General features: G+C 71.6%; 20 protein-coding genes. 11 read left to right on the plus strand and 9 right to left on the minus strand.

Features of this window, described 5'->3' with window-relative positions:
• Positions 1-33 precede the first annotated feature (33 nt).
• The gene (locus ABD747_RS12205) at positions 34-1035 is read left to right on the plus strand and encodes a magnesium transporter CorA family protein (RefSeq protein WP_344804821.1); all 1002 of its coding nucleotides are present in this window, start codon (positions 34-36) and stop codon (positions 1033-1035) included.
• Here the strand turns inward: ABD747_RS12205 and ABD747_RS12210 are convergent, their stop codons facing one another.
• The 7 genes from ABD747_RS12210 to ABD747_RS12240 all read right to left on the minus strand — a co-directional run bounded on the left by ABD747_RS12210 (position 1036) and on the right by ABD747_RS12240 (position 8229).
• Entirely contained in the window at positions 1036-2955 is a 1920-nt protein-coding gene (locus ABD747_RS12210; RefSeq protein ID WP_344804823.1) for an outer membrane protein assembly factor BamB family protein, read from the minus strand. It abuts the gene before it with no gap.
• Positions 2952-4130, minus strand: a complete 1179-nt coding sequence (gene serB / locus ABD747_RS12215; RefSeq protein ID WP_344804825.1) for a phosphoserine phosphatase SerB — start codon at positions 4128-4130, stop codon at positions 2952-2954. The genes ABD747_RS12210 and serB overlap by 4 nt, the downstream gene beginning before the upstream one ends.
• The gene (locus ABD747_RS12220; RefSeq protein ID WP_344804827.1) at positions 4127-4858 is read right to left on the minus strand and encodes a pirin family protein; all 732 of its coding nucleotides are present in this window, start codon (positions 4856-4858) and stop codon (positions 4127-4129) included. The genes serB and ABD747_RS12220 overlap by 4 nt, the downstream gene beginning before the upstream one ends.
• A gap of 147 nt (positions 4859-5005) precedes the next feature.
• The gene (locus tag ABD747_RS12225; protein ID WP_344804829.1) at positions 5006-5479 is read right to left on the minus strand and encodes a hypothetical protein; all 474 of its coding nucleotides are present in this window, start codon (positions 5477-5479) and stop codon (positions 5006-5008) included.
• Positions 5480-5852: 373 nt separating this feature from the next.
• Positions 5853-6518 (minus strand): response regulator transcription factor, encoded by a 666-nt coding sequence (locus ABD747_RS12230; RefSeq protein WP_344804831.1) that lies wholly within the window; start codon positions 6516-6518, stop codon positions 5853-5855.
• Positions 6515-7747: a sensor histidine kinase gene (locus ABD747_RS12235; protein ID WP_344804833.1), complete on the minus strand. Its 1233-nt coding sequence runs from the start codon at positions 7745-7747 to the stop codon at positions 6515-6517. The genes ABD747_RS12230 and ABD747_RS12235 overlap by 4 nt, the downstream gene beginning before the upstream one ends.
• Positions 7744-8229, minus strand: a complete 486-nt coding sequence (locus ABD747_RS12240; protein WP_344804835.1) for a hypothetical protein — start codon at positions 8227-8229, stop codon at positions 7744-7746. The genes ABD747_RS12235 and ABD747_RS12240 overlap by 4 nt, the downstream gene beginning before the upstream one ends.
• Before the next feature lie 92 nt (positions 8230-8321).
• Between ABD747_RS12240 and ABD747_RS12245 the strand changes: the two genes are divergently transcribed.
• The 5 genes from ABD747_RS12245 (at position 8322) to ABD747_RS12265 (ending at position 11703) form a co-directional block, all read left to right on the plus strand.
• Positions 8322-8840 (plus strand): DUF427 domain-containing protein, encoded by a 519-nt coding sequence (locus ABD747_RS12245; RefSeq protein WP_344804837.1) that lies wholly within the window; start codon positions 8322-8324, stop codon positions 8838-8840.
• 7 nt (positions 8841-8847) lie between these two features.
• The gene (locus ABD747_RS12250; protein WP_344804839.1) at positions 8848-9171 is read left to right on the plus strand and encodes an MGMT family protein; all 324 of its coding nucleotides are present in this window, start codon (positions 8848-8850) and stop codon (positions 9169-9171) included.
• A gap of 253 nt (positions 9172-9424) precedes the next feature.
• Positions 9425-9628, plus strand: a complete 204-nt coding sequence (locus ABD747_RS12255) for a cold-shock protein (protein WP_344804841.1) — start codon at positions 9425-9427, stop codon at positions 9626-9628.
• Between the two features lie 196 nt (positions 9629-9824).
• Complete coding sequence (locus tag ABD747_RS12260; protein ID WP_344804842.1) at positions 9825-10721, plus strand: DMT family transporter; 897 nt, start codon at positions 9825-9827, stop codon at positions 10719-10721.
• A 148-nt stretch (positions 10722-10869) separates the two neighbouring features.
• Positions 10870-11703, plus strand: a complete 834-nt coding sequence (locus ABD747_RS12265) for an aldo/keto reductase (RefSeq protein WP_344804844.1) — start codon at positions 10870-10872, stop codon at positions 11701-11703.
• Between the two features lie 41 nt (positions 11704-11744).
• Here the strand turns inward: ABD747_RS12265 and moeZ are convergent, their stop codons facing one another.
• Positions 11745-12917: an adenylyltransferase/sulfurtransferase MoeZ gene (moeZ, locus tag ABD747_RS12270; protein WP_344804846.1), complete on the minus strand. Its 1173-nt coding sequence runs from the start codon at positions 12915-12917 to the stop codon at positions 11745-11747.
• Positions 12918-13201: 284 nt separating this feature from the next.
• Between moeZ and ligD the strand changes: the two genes are divergently transcribed.
• The 3 genes from ligD (at position 13202) to ABD747_RS12285 (ending at position 15573) form a co-directional block, all read left to right on the plus strand.
• On the plus strand, positions 13202-14167 hold the full coding sequence (gene ligD / locus ABD747_RS12275) for a non-homologous end-joining DNA ligase (protein ID WP_344804848.1): 966 nt from the start codon (positions 13202-13204) through the stop codon (positions 14165-14167).
• A 129-nt stretch (positions 14168-14296) separates the two neighbouring features.
• The gene (locus tag ABD747_RS12280) at positions 14297-14896 is read left to right on the plus strand and encodes an RNA polymerase sigma factor (RefSeq protein WP_344804850.1); all 600 of its coding nucleotides are present in this window, start codon (positions 14297-14299) and stop codon (positions 14894-14896) included.
• Positions 14896-15573: a hypothetical protein gene (locus ABD747_RS12285; RefSeq protein WP_344804852.1), complete on the plus strand. Its 678-nt coding sequence runs from the start codon at positions 14896-14898 to the stop codon at positions 15571-15573. The genes ABD747_RS12280 and ABD747_RS12285 overlap by 1 nt, the downstream gene beginning before the upstream one ends.
• 17 nt (positions 15574-15590) lie before the next feature.
• Here ABD747_RS12285 and ABD747_RS12290 read toward each other — a convergent pair whose 3' ends face one another.
• Positions 15591-15995, minus strand: a complete 405-nt coding sequence (locus ABD747_RS12290) for a universal stress protein (protein ID WP_425562514.1) — start codon at positions 15993-15995, stop codon at positions 15591-15593.
• Positions 15996-16142: 147 nt separating this feature from the next.
• On the opposite strand from ABD747_RS12290, the gene ABD747_RS12295 reads away from it, so the two are divergent.
• Both ABD747_RS12295 and ABD747_RS12300 read left to right on the plus strand, forming a co-directional pair.
• Positions 16143-16919: a TetR/AcrR family transcriptional regulator gene (locus ABD747_RS12295; RefSeq protein WP_344804856.1), complete on the plus strand. Its 777-nt coding sequence runs from the start codon at positions 16143-16145 to the stop codon at positions 16917-16919.
• Positions 16920-16972: 53 nt separating this feature from the next.
• Positions 16973-18343 (plus strand): MFS transporter, encoded by a 1371-nt coding sequence (locus ABD747_RS12300; protein WP_344804858.1) that lies wholly within the window; start codon positions 16973-16975, stop codon positions 18341-18343.
• The last annotated feature ends 134 nt before the right edge of the window (positions 18344-18477 follow it).

Consider the following 18477-nt stretch of genomic DNA (forward strand, 5'->3'; position numbering starts at 1 on the left):
CATCGGCCGCCCGGCCGGGGGTAGAACTGTGCTGTGAGTGATCACTCCATCGAGCTCCGCTGGATCGGCCCCGACGGTACCTCGCTGCATGACCTGGCCGAGTTGGACGCGTTGCGCTCGCGATCCGACGGTTTCGTCTGGCTGGACGTCCCGGAGTGGACCGACGAGGCCGATGCCCTGCTGCGGGAACGGTTCGGCTTCCACCCGATCGCGCTGGACAACTGCCGGGACCGCAACCACACGCCGCGGGTGCACCGCTACCCCGACCACCTCTTCATCGTGGTGCACGCGCCGCTGATCGGGACCGGGGGCCACGTCCACTACCTCGAGCTGGACCAGTTCATCGGCCGCGACTTCCTGGTCACCGTGCACGGCCCGCTGAACCCGACCGTGCCAGTTGCGGAGGCCCTTCGGGAGACCCGGCACGTGGTCGAGCGGCTGGAGACCGGCCGGCTCCGGCCGACCTCACCGTTCGGGCTGTCGTACGCGATCGTCTCCACGATCGCGCGCGGTGAGGCGGCGATGGTGGCCGATCTCGCCCGCCAGGTGGGGTTGCTGGAGCAGCGGGTGATGGCGGCCACCGACGAGGAGCCGCAGCAGTTCCTGGCCCAGCTGTTCAGCGCCCGGCACGAGCTGATGACGATCAAGACGATGGCCAGCCAGGGTGGCGAGATCTATCGCCGGGCGATCAAGCTCGCCGCCTTCGCCCCACCGGAGGCGGTGCAGCTGCTGGAGGACCTGCTCGACCAGTACGAGCGGGTCGCCCACATCGCCCAGGCCCAGCTGGACTTCCTGGCCGGGGTGACGGAGTTCTATCGGGCCCGGACGGACACCAAGATGACCATCGCCGCCGAGCGGCTGGCGGTGATCGCCGCGGTCACGCTGCCGATCACGTCGCTGTCGTCGATCCTCGGCATGAACGTGATCGTCTACACCCACACCCACTGGATCTGGCTCGGCTTCCTGGTCGCGGTGATGATCGTGATGTCCGCCCTGCTGCTGCGCTGGGCCCACCGCCAGGGCTGGTGGGGCTGATCAGCCGGGCGGCGCGCCCCAGAACAGCCAGTCCCAGGTCTGGGTCGCGAGCAGCACGCCGGTGCGGTCTGCCGCGACGAGTCGCTGGCCGTCCACCACGCTGAGCGGTGGGATCTCCCGGCCTGCCAGCACCGTGCCGTCGGCGTCGAGCAGGTCGGCCCGGGTGTCGGCCCAGCCGACGAAGCGTCGCCCGGGCCCGGTGCCGGGCTCGGCCGTCACGACCGCGTACGACCTCGGCAGGTCCCGGGCCCGGCCGTCGGCGGTCAGCAGCTGGGACCCGGTCCGGCCGGTCAGCACCGCCCCGCCGGCCGCCGCGCTGATCGAGCGGAAGGTGCCCCGATAGGGCCGCATCCAGCGCCGCCTCCCGTCCGCCGGGGCCACCGCCTGGACGGTCTGCTCGCCGACCAGCAGGACCGCGTCGCCGGCCGGGGCGGCGCCGAGGTACTGGTCGATCTCCAGCTGCCAACGGGACCGGCCGTCGGCGGCGTCGAACGCGCTCACCGCCCCGCTCCGGTCGGCCACCACCACCAGGCCCGCGCCGGCGACCGGGGCGGTGCCGACGTCGCCGGGCGTGCTCGACCGCCAGCGCACAGCGCCGGAGGAGATGTCGACGGCGCGGACCGAGCCGGCCAGGTCGACCACGGCCAGCGAGTCGGCGGACAGCCGGACCGGGGCGGCGAAGGCCAGCTCGTCGAGGTCGACCGACCAGAGCCGGACGCCGTCGTCGCGGTAGCCGACCAGCTGCCGCAGGCTGGTGGACACCGTGACGACGTCGCCGAACGCAGCGACCGACAGAACGGACCCGCCGGGGTGCAGCCGCCACAGCGAGCGCCAGCGGCGGGCGGGATCGCCCGGCCCGTCGACGTACGGCGCGAAGGCGACCACGTCCTCGGCGCCGGCGGCCGCCCGGAAGATCCGTCCACCCGCCGTCACGACCGGCGGCAGCAGTGCCGGGACGGCCGTGATCGGTCCCTCGCCGAACGTCGGGTCCACCGAGACGGACTTGGCGGTGACCGAGCGCCACCCGCCCGCCTCCGGCCAGGCCGGAGGTGCCGTCGGTGTCGTCGAGATCCCTTCCGGGGCGGCGATCCGGCCGGTCGAGGTGAGGGTGACGGTCACGTCGTCGGCGGTCTCGCTGACGTCCACGATTCCGCGGTCGTGGCACCAGAGCTTGTCGCTGACCGTGCGCGAACGCAGTTCCCCGGTCTTCGTGGTCAGCCGGAGCTCACCGGCCACCCGGAGGCACTCCCCCGCTGCCGCGGATGCGCTGAACGAGGCGGCGTAGTCGGCATCGGTCCCGGCCGATCCGCTGCTGGTCCAGTGGCTGCCGACCGCGACCTCGGCCGGCAGCTCGACCACGCCGGGGTCGAAGACCATGCCGCGGCCCGGCCAGGACTCCGCGATCAAGGTGACGTCGCCGCCGAGGGCATAGACCCGGATCTGCTGCGGCTGGTCCGACCCAGTGGCCGAGGTCGTGGTGGTCCGCCAGAAATCCTTGCCGACATACGATCCGCCGACCGGAGCGAGCACCTGGGTGGCCAGCGTGAAGTCGAGGGCGGCGCGGAGCTCGCCGGCGGCATACCGTGCGGACTCCACCACCACCGGTTCCGCCGGGGCCCCGGCGGAGCTGCGCTCGGCCCAACCGACCGCGCCGTCGCGGGGAACGTACCGGATCGCCGCCGAACCGCCGTGCGGACGGCCCAGACCGTTCGCCACGACGATCGCGCCGGCGACGAGTGCCAGCACGACGAGGATGACGATCAGCGGCGACCGGCTCCGCCGCGATCGCGCCGGGCGGCCGGCCGGCGACCCCAGGTCCGCGCCCGGCGGCGGCAGCGTCGACCAGTCCTGCACCGGGAACGGCGCCCACCGGCCGTCGGTCGAGGTCGAGATCCCGGCGGACCGCACCGGCTGCGTCATTCGGAGCGGTCGACGTCGCGACCGCGGAGCCCGAGCATGAACAAGATCGCGTCCAGGTACGGCACCGAGACCGTCGTCCCGACCTGCCGCCGGACCAGCGGCTTGGCGTTGAACGCGATTCCCAGCCCGGCCGCGGCCAGCATGTCGAGATCGTTGGCGCCGTCCCCGATCGCCACCGTCTGGCTGAGCGGGATCCCTTCTGCTGCGGCGATCTCGGCCAGCAGCTCGGCCTTCCGGGCGCGATCGACGACCCGGCCGAGCACCTCGCCGGTCAGCACGCCGTCGCGCAGCTCGAGGGTGTTCGCAAAGGCGTGATCGAGATCCAGCTCGGACCGTAGCCAGTCGGTGAACGGGGTGAAGCCGCCGCTGATGATCGCCACCTTGGCGCCCAGCCGCTGCAGCGTGGCGACGAACGTCCGCGCCCCCGGGGTCAGCCGGATCCGGCGTCGGGCCCGCTCGATCGCGGCAGCGTCCAGGCCGGCCAGCAGCCGGACCCGCTCCCGCAGGGAGCCCTCGAAGTCCAGCTCGCCGGCCATCGCGCGCGCGGTGATCTCGGCCACCCGGGCGCCGACCCCTGCCTCGTCGGCCAGCAGCTCGATCACCTCGTCCGCGATCAGGGTGGAGTCGACGTCCATCACCACCAATCGCTTGGCCCGCCGTTCCAGGCCGCCGGCCTGCACGGCGATGTCCAGCCGATGATCATGAGCGACCTCCATCAACGACCGACGCATGGCGTCCGGGTCGTCGACGATCACGGCGAAGTCGTACGCGATCACCGGCTTCGTCGCCAGCCGTACGATCCGGTCGATGTTGCCGCCGCTGCGGGCGATCGCCTCGGTCACCGCGGCCAGCCCGCCAGCGCTCAGCCGCTCCCCCAGCACGGTCACCGCGTGCCGTGGCAGCTCGGCCCGCGACGACCTCGACTCCACCAGCGAGGCCGTCACGCTGAGCCCGTGCCCGGACCCCCAGTCGGTCAGCAGGCGCAGCGTCGTCGGGATGTCGCCGTCGAACCCGTCGAGGCGGACCAGCACGTCGAGGGTGAGCCGCTCCCGGACGACCAGCTGCTCCATGTCTTCCAGCACCGCCCCCTGCTCGTCCAGCAGAGACAGCAGCTCGTGGGTCAGCCGCGGCCGGTCGTGCCCGAAGATCCTGACCAGCCAGGGCCCGCCGGTCACCGGCCGAACCCCCAGACCAGCACCTCGGCCGGATCCAGTGCGGTGATCATCGACCCGCCGCGGTCACGGAGCTCCCCGTGATCCCCGGCCCCGAGCGGCCCCGCGCCCTCGAGCTCGATCCGGCCGCGGCCGACCAGGACGAACAGCGCGGGCGCGTCCGGCAACCGGCGCGCCTCGCCGGCACCGAGCCGGGTGGCCCAGAAGGTGGCGTCGCGGGTGCCGAGATCGATCGCCGCGTCCCGGTCGCGGCCGGAAGCGACCGGCACCAGCCCGGCGTCGAGATCGGCCGGTGCCAGCTCGCGCTGCGCATAGCCGGGGGTGGCGCCGGAGCGGTCCGGACTTACCCACATCTGGACGAACGAGACCGGCGCGACCGGGCGCTCCGGATCCAGCCGGTAGGCGTCGTTCACCTCGGCATGCACGATGCCGGAGCCGGCGCTCATCCGTTGCGCCAGGCCCGGGTGGACCACGCCGACATTGCCGAACGAGTCGCTGTGCCGCAGCGAACCGGCGAGCACCCAGGTGAGGATCTCGGCGTCGCGGTGCGGATGGTCGGGATAGCCGTGGTCGGCAGCGATCAGGTCGGTGTTGCACACCAGCAACGGACCGAACCCGACCCGGGCGGGATCGTAGTGCTCGCCGAAGGAGAACGCGTGCCACGACGTCCGTCCGGGGGCGGAGGTGACGAATCGCTCCCCCGCCCGCCGGACGACGACGCCGGTCCCCATCGCGCGATCCCCGCCGAGCACCGGACAAGTATCCCCGGCCTCACCCGGCCGTTCGGCTCGGGCTGGCCGGCTCGGTCGGGGACGGCCGGCTCAGTTCCGGATCGCCGGCTCAGTTGGGGATGGCCGGTTCAGTTGGGGATGGCCGGTTCAGTTGGGGATGGACAGGGTCGGCGAGTACTCCCACGACGTCCAGGCCGAGGTCACGCCGTGGCTGGCGACCCGGAAGCGGACCCGCTGCCGAACGTGCTCGTTGCCGGCACCGGTCTCGGGCAGTGCCTGGGTGACCCACAGGCTCACCGTTCCGGTCGAGCCGAACGTGTGCTTCAGCACGCTCTGCCCGAGGTACTTGTCCGGGCTCGGCACGGTGTCGTAGCGCCGCTGCTCGATGGCGATCGACCGATCGGCCGAGCACTTGACGGTGACCTTGTAGCGGACCAGCTTCACCCCGGAGCTGTTGAAGCCGACGAAGTACGGCCTGAGCGGCGTGACCGAGCAGCTGCTGCTGGTCGTGGTGGCCTGCGCCGGCGCGCTGGCCAGGGCGATCGGTGCCGCCGCGGCGAGCGCGATCATGCCGCCGACCACGGTCCGGCGGAGCTTGCCCTGCGTGGAGATGATGGTCATCTCGTCCCCCTCTGGTTGTCTGTTCCGGCCCTCCCGGAACATCAACTAGGGTGCGGTTTTCGCGCCGTCGGCGAATCTGCCCGCGGGCAGATCTTCGACCTCTGCCGGACGGCATAGACCGGGAGATCGGGCCGGCCTGAAGCGCAGCGAGGGCTTGCCCGAGCGGAGCCATCAGAACAGCGCGAATTCACCAGCACCGACGCTGCGCGCCGGGGAGTGCAGGAGGATCTGGTGAAACACGCCTTTCGTTTCACCAGATCCGACGAACGAGCCGGCCTGAAGCGCAGCGGAGCGCGGAGCGAGGGCTTGCCCGAGCGAAGCAATCAGAACAGCGCAGCGGAGCGCGGAGCGAGGGCTTGCCCGAGCGAAGCCATCAGGCACGCACCAGGCCGGATCGATAGGCCAGCGCGACCGCCTGGACCCGGTCCCGGCTGCCGGTCTTCATCAGCACCCGGGAGACGTGGGTCTTGATCGTTCCCTCGCCCACCACCAGCCGCTCGGCGATCTCGGCGTTGGACGACCCGTCGGCCATCAGCACCAGCACCTCCCGCTCGCGGGCGGTCAACCGGGCGATCAGGTCGCCGGAGGGCTCGCCCACCCGGGGCGTCCGGGCCAGCGCGGTGATCACCTTGCCGGCGACGGCCGGGTCCAGCCAGGCGTCGCCGTCCGCGACCCGGTGGACCGCGGCCACCAGGTCGTGCGGAACCGCGTGCTTCAGCAGGTAACCACTGGCGCCGGCCAGCAGCGCGCCGTAGACGGCCTCGTCGTCGTCGAACGTGGTCAGCATCAGCACGCGTGGGCCCGGTCCGTCCGCGGACGGCCGATCGGCGCACAGCGTCCGGGTCGCGGCGACCCCGTCCAGCACCGGCATCCGGACGTCCATGATCACCACGTCGGGCCGGTGCTCCGCGGCCAGCGCGACCGCCGCGGCGCCGTCACCGGCCTCGGCCACCACGGCCAGGTCGGGCTGGGCGTTCAGCAGCAGCACGATCCCGGCCCGGATCAGGGCCTGATCGTCGGCGACGAGGACGGAGATCATCCGGCCTGCCCGCTGGCCAGCAGCGATCCGGCCCGGACGCCGTGCCGAGGAAGGATCGCCCGGACCCGGAAGCCGCCGTCCACCGGGCCGGCCTCGAGGGCGCCGCCGACCATGATCACCCGCTCGCGCAGGCCGCGCAGGCCGTGGCCGGAGGACAGCGCGGCCGCCTGCTCGGCCGACAGCTTGGGCCCTCGTTCGCGGTCGGTGACGCTGACCTCCAGCGCGCTCTCGGTCCAAGCCAGCCGGACCCGGACGATCGCCTGCGGTCCGCCGTGCTTCGCCGCGTTCGTCAGCGCCTCCTGGACCACCCGGTAGGCCGCCCCGGACACGCTCGGGTCCAGCGTCCCCGGCGTCCCGACCTCCTCCAGCGAGACGTCTCGGCCGGCCTGGGCGGCCGCTCCGACCAGATGCTGCAGATCGCGCAGATCGGGCTGCAGCGCGCCCGGCTCGTCTTCGCCGTCGGGCATCCGCAGCAGGTTCAGCATCCGGTGCAGCTCGGCCATCGCCTGCACGCCGGAGTCCTCGATCACCTCCAGCGCCTTGCGCACGTCCGGCTGGCCCGGTTCCAGCACGGCCTTCGCCCCGGTGGCTTGGATCATCATGATCGTCACCGTGTGCGCGACGATGTCGTGCAGCTCGCGGGCCAGCCGCATCCGCTCGGCCTGGACCGCGGCCGCAGCCTCGGCGACCTGGAGCTCGTGCAACCGGAGGCTGCGTCGGGCGGAGACGTACGACAGCCGACCGACGGCCCAGGTAGCGGTGGCCAGCAACATCCAGAGCACCATCACCTCGGCGAAGGCGCGCGGCACGACGGTGCCGCCGACGTCGGCGGTCCGGGCGCTGTAGAGCGAGAACGGCACCAACGTCGCGAGCAGGGCGAGCACCGACCAGCGAGCCGACAGCCGGGCGGCCACGGCGTGCAGCGCGATCAGGAGCGCGGCGAACGGCTGGAACCAGACCTCGATCATCGTCGTCCAGGTGAAGCACCACTGCACGCAGAAGATCACGATCGGGTGCCGCCAGCGCAGCAGCAGGGTCGCATAGACCGCGGCGGTGGCGAGCACGAACAGGATCGGCGCGATCTGACCACCGCCGATACCCTCGGGTCCGGCGGCGACCAGGTCCATCATCAGCGCCAGGACGACAACGGCGACATCGCCGACTCGACGCAGCCGCAGCCTGAGCCGCGAGTGGGCACCGGGCCCACCGCGGGCCGGCGGGGCGCTCATCTGCAGTACGAGGCGTGGGGGAAGAGCACGCACCACAGACCGACCGGAATCGGAAAGCCGTGAGGATGCGGATTCGGCGGCCTTCCGGGCTGCTTCGGTCGCGCACCGTGGAGCAGCGCCGCCAGCTGCTTGGCGTCGAACTGAGGCACCGGCTGGTGGGAGATCGGCTTGCCGGGCCAGAAGATCGCCGGAGCCCGGGCCGGCTCGCTCAGTTCCAGTCCCCAGAGCGGGGCCCCGCCGAGGGCAACGGACTCCAGGACGCGGGCGACGTCGCGCAGCTCGACGAACAGGGTGCCGTCGGACCGCAGCGCGGCCAGCGCGACCTGCAGGGGTCGAGGCGGATCGGCAGACGCCAGCGCGGCGTCCAGGGGCGGATCGACGACGACGAGTTGGGGCGACGGCAACATTCCGCTGCCCAGCCGCTGGATCCGGCTCTGTCCGGCCGGCGTGCCGTAGACGGCGGCGACCGTTTCGGTGGCCATGTGCTCAGTGTCGACCCGCGGCGACCGCCCTGTCACGGCCATACCCGGTCGACCGTCCGGTTCGGGTTCGGACGGGACACTAGGGTGGGCGCATGACGGCGGAGGACGTACCGCGGGGACGTCCCGTTCCCGACGCGATCGCGCCCGGGCAGGAGTCGGTCTGGGACTACCCGCGGCCCCCGGTCGCGCGCTTCAGCGACGAGGAGATCGTGGTCGTCCTCGGTGGTGAGGAGATCTGCGAGACCAGGACCAGTTGGCGGGTGCTGGAGACCTCGCACCCGCCGACCTACTATCTGCCGCGGTCGGCCTTCCGGCCCGGCAGCCTGATCTCGACCCGCGGCGGCTCGTTCTGCGAGTGGAAGGGGTCGGCGAACTACCTCGACGTGTACGGCGGCGAGCGGCTGGCCCGGCGGGCGGCCTGGTACTACCCACGGCCCAGCCCCGACTTCGCGATGCTGGCGAACCATGTCGCCCTGTACGCCGCGATGATGGACTACTGCCTGGTCGACGGCGAGCGGGTCGTGCCGCAGCCGGGCGGGTTCTACGGCGGTTGGATCACCTCGACCGTGGTCGGGCCGTTCAAGGGCGTACCCGGCTCCCAGGGCTGGTGAGGTCGCGATGCCCGATCGGGGTGTGGAGCCGCCGGCCGAGGACGACTACACCGAACTGGTGCTGGCGGTGGTGGAACGGATCCCGCCGGGCCGGGTGATGACGTACGGCGACATCGCCGAGTACGTCGGCCGCGGCGGCCCGCGCCAGGTCGGCACGGTGATGTCTCGCAGCGGGGCCGGCGTGCCGTGGTGGCGGGTCATCCGGGCCGACGGGCATCCGGTCCGCGGGCTGGAGGATCGGGCGCTGGACCGGCTCGCGGCCGAGGGCTGCGCGATCAGCGGCGACCGCATCCGGCTGTCGGTCGCGCGCTGGAACCCGGGCGCAGATTAAGGCGGCGTTTCGGCTCCCGATTAGTGGCCGGCACGAAGTAACCGCGAGCCCGCGACGCGCCGATGGAGGAAATCGACATCGGGTTCCACACCGCCCGGAAGTGTGCAAGGCTGGTCCCGCTGTTGAGCAAGTCTGTGTCGTGGTCAGTGCTACGCCCCCAGAACTTTGCGTGGGCGGCGGAGCACCCGGCGTCCGGCAGCAATGTCGAGGTCGTGAGGTGCGGCCTCGAGTGCCAGATGCTAGGAGATGTTTCATGGCGCAGGGAACCGTCAAGTGGTTCAATGCCGAAAAGGGCTACGGCTTCATCGCCGTGGACGGCGGCGGGCCGGACGTTTTCGTCCACTACAGCGCGATCGACGCGGCCGGGTTCCGCTCGCTCGACGAGGGCCAGCGGGTGGAGTTCCAGACCACCCAGGGCCCGAAGGGCCCCCAGGCCGACCAGGTGCACGCCATCTGAGGTTGCTGACCAACGAAGAAGCCCCCGTACCTTCGTGCGGGGGCTTCTTCGTTCCCGACCACCGGCTCAGGAGCCGCCGAATCACCAGCCGGTGAGCGTTTCTCCTCCCTCCGATGATGTTGCCTTCCGCGCACGGCCGGGCACCATCATCGGAGTCGTCCGCGCCGGTCCCCCGACCGGCGGAACAGGAGGAGAATTGTTCGGCCTCGCCGCCGGTGTCGCTCTGGCGTCGGCCGCCTGCTTCGCCACCGGATCCGCCGTCCAACATCGCGTGGTCAGTTCCGCTGCCGACGACGGGCGGTCGAGCATGGCCCTGGTCGCGGTGCTGGCGCGCCGGCCGGCGTGGCTGATCGGGCTCGCGTTGAGTGCCGTCGCCTTCGGACTGCACGCGCTGGCGCTCGGGCTGGGCGAGCTGACCGTAGTTCAGCCGGTGATCGTCAGCGGCGTGGTCTTCGCGGTGCTGATCAGAGCCGGCCTCGACCACCGCCTACCGCCGGCCCGGACCTTGATCTGGCTGTGCTGCACCTGGGGCGGGCTGGCGCTGTTCCTCGCGGTCCGGCAGTCCGGCACCACCGCCGCCCCGCAGGTCGGGCTCGCGGCCGCGTTCGTCGGTGCCGGATCGGTGCTCGGGTTGCTGCTGGCCGTCGGCGCCCGCGCCGGTTCGGGCGAGCGACTGCAGGGGCTGTTGTTCGGAGCGGCGGCCGGTGTCTTGTTCGGGCTGGTCGCCGGGTTGGCCAAGGTCGTCGTGTCCCAGCTCGGCACCGAAAGAAGCCGGGTTCTGCTCGGCTGGCCGGTGTGGGCGCTGATCGTCGTCGGCGCCTGCGCCGTGCTGCTGAACCAACGGTCCTATCAGGCGACGCGGCTGTCGCTGACGGCACCGATGCTGAACATCTCCCAGGTCGTCGTCGCGCTGCTGTTCGGCGTGCTGGTCTTCCACGAGAGCCCGGGTGGTTCCGGGCTCGTCTTGGCCGCCGAGGTGGTGGGACTCGGCGTGGTCGGCCTCGGCATCTGGAAGCTCGCCTCAGCGACGCCGGCCCGATCGGCCGAGCGGTCGGCTGCCGGCCCGGAGCAGCGTCCCGGCTCCGCCGGGTGACGGCACCCGCCAGCCGGGGACGTGCACATCAGGGACGCCCGCTGCCGTCTCAGCCCGTCGCCCGGCAGGCAACCGGTCGCCGGACGACAGGTTGAGCCGACCACGCCGGGGTAACCAACCACGGCTGCCAACCGAAGGAGCACAACCCATGCCCAGCGTTCCCACGCTCACCCTCAACACCGGCCTCCCCATTCCCCAACTCGGGTTCGGTGTCTTCCAGATCCCGCCGGAGGACACCAAGAAGGCGGTCACGACGGCGCTGCAAGCCGGATATCGGCTGATCGACACCGCCCAGGGCTACCGGAACGAGGAAGGTGTCGGTGCGGCCATCGCCCAGTCCGACCTGGCACCGGACGAGCTGTTCGTCACCACCAAGCTGACCAACAGCGAGCAGGGCTACGACTCCACCCTCGCCGCGTTCGACGCCAGCATGACCAAGCTCGGTCTGGACGTGCTCGACCTGTTCCTCATCCACTGGCCGCTACCCAAGTTCGACCAGTACGTCGACACCTGGCGCGCCTTCGAGAAACTGCAAGCCGACGGTCGGATCCGGTCGATCGGTGTGTCCAACTTCGAGATCGCGCATCTGGAGCGCCTGGCGGCCGAGACCGGCACGGTGCCGGCCGTCAACCAGATCGAGCTGCATCCCCAGTTCCCGCAGGCCGAGCTGCGGGCCTACCACTCCGAGCACGGCATCGTCACCGAGTCGTGGGGGCCGCTCGGCCAGGGCAAGGGCCTGCTCGACGATCCGCGGATCGCGGCGCTGGCACAGAAGACCGGCCGCTCGCCGGCCCAAGTCGTCCTGCGCTGGCATCTGCAGCTGGGCTGCGTGGTCATCCCCAAGTCGGTCACCCCGGAGCGCATCACCCAGAACCTCGACGTCTTCGACTTCGAGCTCGACCGGGCCGACCTCGACAGCATCGCCGAGATGGAGACCGGCGCGCGCCTCGGGCCGGATCCGAACGAGTTCGACGCGCGCTGACGCTGCGACTCCGCCGGCGCGAGACCGCGCCGGCGGTGCGCTCAGTACGAGGCCTGCGACGGATCGATCTGGCTGACCCAGGCGGAGACCCCGCCACCGACGTGGACGGCGTCCGCGAGCCCGGCGTCGTGCACCATCGCCAGCACCTCGGCGGACCGGACGCCGGTCTTGCAGTACAGCACGACCTGCTTGTCCTGCGGCAGGTCCGCCAGCGCGGCGCCGGTCTGGAAGTCGCCCTTGGGAATCAGGATCGAGCCGGGAATCTGGTTGATCTCCCGCTCGACCTGCTCACGGACGTCGATCAGCACGAAGTCCCGCTCGCGCGAGTCCCGCTCGTTCAGCATCTCCTCGAGCTGCTTGACCGACAGCGTGTGGCCGACCTGGGCCGCGGCGGCCTCGTCGGTGATCGCGCCGCAGAAGCTCTCGTAGTCGATCAGCCCGGTGATCGGTTCGCCGGCCGGATCGCGACGCAGCTTGAGCGTCTTGTAGCTCATCTCCAAGGCGTCGTAGACCATCAGCCGGCCGATCAGCGGCTCGCCGATGCCGGTGATCAGCTTGATCGCCTCGGTCACCATGATGGAGCCGATCGAGGCGCAGAGCACCCCGAGCACGCCGCCCTCGGCGCACGAAGGCACCATTCCGGGCGGCGGCGGCGAGGGATAGAGGTCGCGGTACTGCGGGCCGTGCTCGGCCCAGAACACGCTGACCTGGCCCTCGAACCGGAAGATCGAGCCCCAGACGTACGGCTTGTTCGACAGCACGGCCGCGTCGTTGACCAGATACCGGGTGGCGAAGTTGTCGGTGCCGTCCAGGATCAGGTCGTACTGGGCGAAGATGTCCATCACGTTGTCGTTGTCCAGCCGGGTCTCGTGCACGACGACGTTCACCAGCGGGTTCACCTCGGCGATCGACTCCTTGGCCGAGATCGCCTTCGACTTCCCGATGTCGGACTGGCCGTGGATGATCTGGCGCTGCAGGTTGGACTCGTCGACGGTGTCGAAGTCGATCACGCCGAGCGTGCCGACCCCGGCCGCGGCGAGATACAGCAGCGCGGGGCTGCCCAGCCCACCCGCGCCGATCACCAGCACCCGGGCGTTCTTCAGCCGCTTCTGTCCCGCCATCCCGACGTCGGGGATGATCAGGTGCCGGCTGTAGCGGTGGACCTCTTCGCGGGTCAGCTCGGCGGCGGGCTCGACGAGTGGCGGGTAGGCCACGATTCCTCCAGAATTCAAGACGACGTACGCGCGGTGCGGTGGACCGACTCCGCGATCCTCTCCGCCCAACGTGTACGTCCCTGGCGCTATTCCACATCCTGGGCAGCCGTCTCAGCGCAACTCGGAACAGAACGCGGGGCCCGGCCCCTCCCCGTCCCCCGGAACTCCCCCGTCCCCCGGAACTCCCCCGTCCCCGGAAAGTGTGCGGCTGTCGCAGTCGGCACCGGCGTGTCGCTGCAAGACGCGCACAGTTTCGGCTCGGGCCGCCCGGAGAGAATGGGCGGGTGGCAGCCGAGATCCTGGTCCGGGTGGGTGGACGGACGCTCTCGCTGTCCAACCTGGACAAGGTGCTCTATCCGGCCGCCGGCTACACCAAGGCCGAGGTGATCAGCTACTACACCCAGATCGCGCCCACCCTGCTGCCGTACGTCCGCGACCGGGCACTGACCCGGGTCCGCTTCCCCGACGGGGTCCGGTCCCAGCCGTTCTACGAGAAGAACCCGCCGAACGGCTCGCCCGACTGGCTACGTACGGTCCGGGTGAACACCAGCGACGGAATCGTGACGTACGTCGTCGCCGACGACGAGCCGACCGTGGTCTGGCTGGCCAACCTGGCCGCGCTGGAGTTGCACGTCCCGCAGTGGACGATCGCCAGCGCCCGCCCCGACCCGAACGGGATCGTCGGACTCCCTGAGCACGGCCCCCGAGACGGGGAGCCGCTGGCCGACCGGGTCGTGGTCGACCTCGACCCGGGCGAGGGGATGACGATCGTCGAGTGCGCCCGCGCTGCGCTGCTGGTCGCCGGGCAGATGGCAGCCGACGGCCTGCTGCCGGTGGCCCAGACCTCCGGCAGCAAAGGGATCCAGGTGTACGCCGCGCTGCGGCCGTGCCGGAGCCGGGACAGCTGGGGCTATGTCAAGCGGATGGGCCGGCAGTTGCGCGACGCCTACCCGGACTTCTTCGTCGCGACCATGTCCAAGGCACAGCGGGCCGGCCGGGTCTACGTCGACTACAACCAGAACCTGGCCGCCCGGAACACGGTCGCGCCGTACTCGATGCGCGGCCGAGAACTGCCCAGCGTCGCCACCCCGGTGAGCTGGGAGGAACTCGGCTCGGTCGCCCGGCCGGATGACCTGCGCTTCACTCCGGAGCAGGTGCTGGACCGGGTGGCCGGACTCGGCGACCTCGCCGCCGACCTGCTCATCGCGGACCCGCCGGCGCTGCCCGATCCCCCGGAGGAGAACGGCTGAAGGCGGGTGGGAACCGTTCGCGCCGAGCCGGACTCTTCCACCACATGACCCGTCTCCGAAGCCCGTTGCGCGGACACCGCGATGACCGCCGGTGAATCACCGGCGGGGGTGCGCCACTCTGAACCGGTTGTGAGCACCCTCGACGGCGATCGCTCGGACGCCCAGCTGTGGCAGCGGCTGCGGCTCGCCGACGAACGCGCGTTCGCCGAACTGTTCGCGCGGCACCGCGACGCCGTCTACACCTACGCGTTCCGGCGGACCGCGTCCTGGTCGGTCGCCGAGGACGTCACCCAGGCGACGTTCACCACGCTGTGGCGCCGGGCGCGTCAGCGCCGGATCGAGGAGCTCCGGCTCGAGTCGGCCCGGCCGGTGCTGCTGGCGATGACCAGAGACGAGTGCAGCAACGCCAACCGGTCGCGCCGGCGCCAGCTGGCCCTGGTCGATCGGGCCGGCAGCCGTGAGTCGACCGGCGGCGACACCGACGACCTCGGCCGGTGGGTCGAGGCCGAGGCAACGATGCGCGAGATCCGGACCCTGCTCGCCCGGCTCCCCCGCAACCAGCGTGACGTGGTCGAGCTGGTGGCCTGGGCCGAGCTGTCGCCGGCGGAGACGGCAGCCGCGCTCGGCGTCGCGATCGGCACGGTCAAGTCCCGGCTGTCCCGGGCTCGCGCGCGGCTGCTCGCCGCCGGTGGGGCCGCCCTTCTGCACGATCCCGATCGGAGCCTGTGATGTCCCTCGACCTGCCGCCCCGGCGGCCCCTGCCCGACCCGGAGCGGATGCTCCGCGAGATTCTCGACGACACGGCCGCGGAGCCGCCCGGGCCGCCACGGCGCGGCACCGTGCTGACCGGGGTGCTGGTCGCGGCGGCCGCCCTCGGCGTGACCGCGGTCGCGGTCCCGGCCGTGTTGCACCGGGTGGGAACCGTCGCCGCCACGCCCTCCCCGACCGCACGCGCGTCCGGCCCGGTCCACCCGACGCCGGTCCACCCAACGCCGGTCCACCCAACGCCGGTCCACCCAACGACCGGGACCCTCGCCCTCGGCGACTCGGCCGAGCTGCCCTACGTCAGGGTGACCGTTCGGGAGGCCACCACCAGCCTTCCCTTCGGAGCGCTCGTCCTCGCCGAGGTCTGCGTCCGCGGCCTTCCGCCGGACTCGACGGGCGACACGCTGCAGGTCGGATGGACGTCCTGGACCGTGAAGAACGTCGAGGGTTCCGCGACCGCTGAGCTCCGGCAGGGTCCACGGCCGTCGAAACCGCCGAAACTGCTGCCCCGTGAAGCCGATCTGAGGGTCGGCGATTGCGTCAGCGGCTGGATCCCGTTCAATGCCGACGAGCACTCGCCGGTGCAGAGCGTGCACTACTCCGACGCGCTCGGCGAGACCGCCGCCTGGGACGGCAGCTGAACCCCGCCGGACGACGCTCAGCCGGCGGGGACGGCCACCACCGGGCAGTGCGAGTGATTCAGGATGTAGTGGCTGACCGAACCGGAGATCAGCCGCTCCAGGCCCGAGCTCGAGCCGGTGCCGACCACGATCAGGCTGGCCTGCTTCGAGGCCTCGGCGAGCACGCCGCGCGGGTCGTCGACGACGTACTCCAAGCTCCAGGAGTCGTCCGGATCCACCGACTGCCAGACCGCGGTCAGCGCCTGCCGATAGCCGGCGTTGATGGATTCGACCGGGGTCTCGACGGCCGCGCCGACCAGTCCCGCCAGGGCGAACGCGTCCGGCAGCTTGAGCACGTGGATGCCGCGCAGCGAGGCACCCGTCACCCTCGCCTGGGCCGCCGCCCAGCGCAACGCCGCAACCCCGGCGTCGGACAGATCCACGCCAACCACGATCTCGCCCACGGTCCCTCCCGGTCGCTCGCGCCCGGCCGAGCGGCCGGGTCGTCGCCGACGCTAGCCCGGCCCGGTGAACACGAGGCGTCGGATTGGCGCCGGGCCCGATCAGGCAGCGCCGGATACGATGCGTGAATGGCCCGTACGCAGCCGGCCGCGAGGCAGCAGAGTCAGCCCCAAGGTCGGGTGGCTCGGATGCCGCGCGACCAGCGCCGGGCCCAGCTGCTGGACGCGGCCAACCAGGTCTTCACCTCGAAGGGCTACCACGCCGCCGCGATGGACGACATCGCCGAGCTGGCCGGCGTCTCCAAGCCCGTGCTCTACCAGCACTTCCCGTCCAAGCTCGACCTCTATCTGGCCCTGCTCGAGACGAGCTGCGACCGGTTGATCGAGGTGGTCGAGGACGCACTCGACTCGACCGAGGACAACGCCGCCCGGGTGGTCGCCACGATGGGCGCGTTCTACGACTTCGTGAACTCTGCGAGCGGGGAGTTCCGGTTCGTCTTCGAGTCCGACCTGACCGGTGACGGGCAGGTGCAGAAGCGGCTCTGGGAGGTGAACAACCAGATCGCCGACGCGATCGCCGAGGTCATCGTCGAGGACACCGACCTCTCCCCCGACCGGGCGAAGCTGCTGGCCATCTCGCTGGTCGGGGTGGCGCAGGTGAGCGCCCGCTATTGGGTCTCGGGCGGCACCAAGAAGTCGATCGCGCTCGAGGAGGCGAAGCAGCTCGTCAGCACGCTGGCCTGGCGCGGCATCGGCGGCTTCCCCCTCCACGAGCACGCCCTGCCCGGACACAACCCGCCCGGACACAACCCGGCCGGGCACAGCCTGCCCGAAAGCGATCTGCCCGATTACGAGCTCCCCGATCGCGAGGTCCCCGAGCTGCGGACCCGGACGGCCTCGTCCTGACCGCTACCGCACCGAGCGCGAGTCCGCCCCAGCCGTATCCGCACCGATGGCGGGTGCTCGCGCTGACCCTGGTGATCGGCTTCATGAGCCTGCTGGACGTCACCATCGTCAACGTCGCGCTGCCCTCGATCCAGACCGGACTCGGCGCCGGCAACGAGACGGTGCAGTGGATCGTCTCCGGCTATGCCCTGGCCTTCGGCCTCACCCTGGTCGCCGGCGGCCGGCTGGGCGACGCGCGTGGCCGGCGGATCATGCTGATGATCGGGCTGATCGGCTTCATCGCGTCCAGTGCCGCCGTCGGCTTCGCCCCGAACGCCGAGCTCGTCGTCGCGGCCCGCCTGCTCCAGGGCGCGGCGGCCGGCCTGCTCACCCCGCAGAGCTCCGGGCTGATCCAGCAGCTGTTCAGCGGACGGGAGCGCGGCATCGCGTTCGGCTGGTTCGGGACCACGGTGAGCATCGCCAGCGCGACCGGGCCGGTGCTCGGCGGGCTGCTGATCGCGGCCTTCGGCGAGGATCGCGGATGGCGCACGATCTTCTTGGTGAACGTGCCGATCGGGCTGGTCGCGCTGGTCTTGATCTGGTTCTGGGTGCCGCGCCGACGCCGGGCCGCCGACCCGGCCGAGACCCGGCTCGACGTCGTCGGCGCCCTGCTGCTCGGCGCCGCGGTGCTCTGCGTGCTGCTGCCGGTGGTCCAGGCGCAAAGCGGGGTCAGCTGGGCGTTGGCCGTGCTGGTCGGGGCACCGTTGTTCGGCTGGGCCTTCGTCGCCTGGGAGCGGCGGGTGAGCGCCGCCGGCCGACCGCCGCTGCTCGACCTCGCGCTGTTGCGCGGGACGCCCGGTTATGCGTCCGGGATCGCGGTGGGGACGATGTACTTCACCGGGTTCACCGGCATCCTGCTGATCTTGTCCCTGTTCTTCCAGCAGGCCGCCGGGCTGACCGCGCTGCAGGCCGGCCTGCTGGTCACGCCCTGGGCGCTGGGCGGCGCGATCAGCTCACCGATCGCCGGCCGGCTGGTCGCCCGGATCGGCCGGATGATCACCGTCTACGCGATGCTGATCATGATGTCCGGCATCGTGGCGCTGACCCTGGTGCTGCCGCCCACGCCGGGCCAGTTGCGCTGGCCCCTGCTGGTGCTGCCGCTGTTCGTCGCCGGCCTCGGCGGCGGCGCGGTGATCTCGCCGAACATCACCTTGTCGCTGAACGACGTACCACCGCGGATGGGCGGCGCCGCCGGTGCCGCGCTGCAGACCGGGCAGCGGATCGGGTCCGCGTTCGGGGCCGCGCTGCTGGTGACGGCGTACCACCTCGGCTCGGCCCGGTTCGACCCGGCCGGCGGCCTCCGGGTCGCCCTGGTCTGCTCCCTCGCAGTGATCGCCGTTGCTCTCGGGCTGGCCGTCTGGGACGTACGTCGCCGAGTCGCCTGACCACCCGCCCACCCTGCTCCTGCACTCGCCCCGACCCCCTCCCCGCGAAACTGTGCACATCTCGCAGTCTGAATCGCTTCAGAATCGCAAGATATGCACAGTTACCGAGAGATGGCGGGTCCGGCGCCCGCCCG

This window comes from Microlunatus ginsengisoli (assembly GCF_039537205.1).
Lineage (GTDB): Bacteria > Actinomycetota > Actinomycetes > Propionibacteriales > Propionibacteriaceae > Microlunatus > Microlunatus ginsengisoli.

Excerpts from the sequence above, each read along its gene's own strand:
- ABD747_RS12210 (WP_344804823.1), bottom strand. The coding sequence starts at position 2,955 with ATGACGCAGCCGGTGCGGTCCGCCGGGATCTCGACCTCGACCGACGGC.
- ABD747_RS12220 (WP_344804827.1), bottom strand. The coding sequence starts at position 4,858 with ATGGGGACCGGCGTCGTCGTCCGGCGGGCGGGGGAGCGATTCGTCACC.
- ABD747_RS12225 (WP_344804829.1), bottom strand. The coding sequence starts at position 5,479 with ATGACCATCATCTCCACGCAGGGCAAGCTCCGCCGGACCGTGGTCGGC.
- ABD747_RS12230 (WP_344804831.1), bottom strand. The coding sequence starts at position 6,518 with ATGATCTCCGTCCTCGTCGCCGACGATCAGGCCCTGATCCGGGCCGGG.
- ABD747_RS12235 (WP_344804833.1), bottom strand. The coding sequence starts at position 7,747 with ATGAGCGCCCCGCCGGCCCGCGGTGGGCCCGGTGCCCACTCGCGGCTC.
- ABD747_RS12240 (WP_344804835.1), bottom strand. The coding sequence starts at position 8,229 with ATGGCCACCGAAACGGTCGCCGCCGTCTACGGCACGCCGGCCGGACAG.
- ABD747_RS12245 (WP_344804837.1), top strand. The coding sequence starts at position 8,322 with ATGACGGCGGAGGACGTACCGCGGGGACGTCCCGTTCCCGACGCGATC.
- ABD747_RS12250 (WP_344804839.1), top strand. The coding sequence starts at position 8,848 with ATGCCCGATCGGGGTGTGGAGCCGCCGGCCGAGGACGACTACACCGAA.
- ABD747_RS12255 (WP_344804841.1), top strand. The coding sequence starts at position 9,425 with ATGGCGCAGGGAACCGTCAAGTGGTTCAATGCCGAAAAGGGCTACGGC.
- ABD747_RS12265 (WP_344804844.1), top strand. The coding sequence starts at position 10,870 with ATGCCCAGCGTTCCCACGCTCACCCTCAACACCGGCCTCCCCATTCCC.
- ABD747_RS12285 (WP_344804852.1), top strand. The coding sequence starts at position 14,896 with ATGTCCCTCGACCTGCCGCCCCGGCGGCCCCTGCCCGACCCGGAGCGG.
- ABD747_RS12295 (WP_344804856.1), top strand. The coding sequence starts at position 16,143 with ATGGCCCGTACGCAGCCGGCCGCGAGGCAGCAGAGTCAGCCCCAAGGT.